At 37.9% G+C, this 506-nt stretch carries 2 protein-coding genes; both read left to right on the top strand.

All coding sequences use genetic code 11. From position 1 onward, the window contains the following. The coding region (gene rpmB, locus ACS8FD_RS24920; RefSeq protein WP_439277815.1) for a 50S ribosomal protein L28 at window positions 1–191 on the top strand (191 nt) is incomplete at its 5' end. A 38-nt stretch (window positions 192–229) separates the two neighbouring features. Further along, entirely contained in the window at window positions 230–385 is a 156-nt protein-coding gene (gene rpmG, locus ACS8FD_RS24915) for a 50S ribosomal protein L33 (protein ID WP_010201403.1), read from the top strand. Window positions 386–506 lie beyond the last annotated feature (121 nt).

Genomic DNA, 506 nt, shown 5'->3' with positions numbered 1-506 from the left:
ATAATGTTTCGCACGCAAACAACAAAACCCGTCGTCGCTTTCTACCAAACCTTCATAACCATCGTTTTTGGGTAGAGTCAGAAAACCGTTTTGTTCGTCTACGTGTGTCTACCAAAGGTATGCGCATCATCGACAAAGTTGGTATTGATAAAGTGTTAGCAGATTTGCGCGCACAAGGTCAAAAAGTTTAAGCCACGCGCTTATCACCACCATCTAAAGGAAAGCTATCATGAGAGATAAAATCAAGTTGGTATCGACTGCTGGTACTGGGTATTACTACACTACCACCAAAAACAAGCGCACAATGCCTGGCAAAATGGAGATCAAAAAGTTTGATCCTAAAGTACGTCAGCACGTGATCTTTAAAGAAGCAAAAATCAAGTAATAGTGATTGCCTTATTATTTGACCATAAAAAAGGGTTTATCAATTGATAAACCCTTTTTTATGGTCTGTAATTTAGCTTTTTATGAATAAACTGCTTTAATTTCGTTCATGGCGCATTTAA

The sequence above is a fragment of the Psychrobacter sp. 1U2 genome (assembly GCF_051847575.1).
Note: the sequence above shows the minus strand (reverse complement) of the source record. Positions and strands in the feature narration are given on the sequence as shown.

Coding starts and splice junctions, on each gene's coding strand:
- rpmG (WP_010201403.1), top strand. CDS start 230: ATGAGAGATAAAATCAAGTTGGTATCGACTGCTGGTACTGGGTATTAC.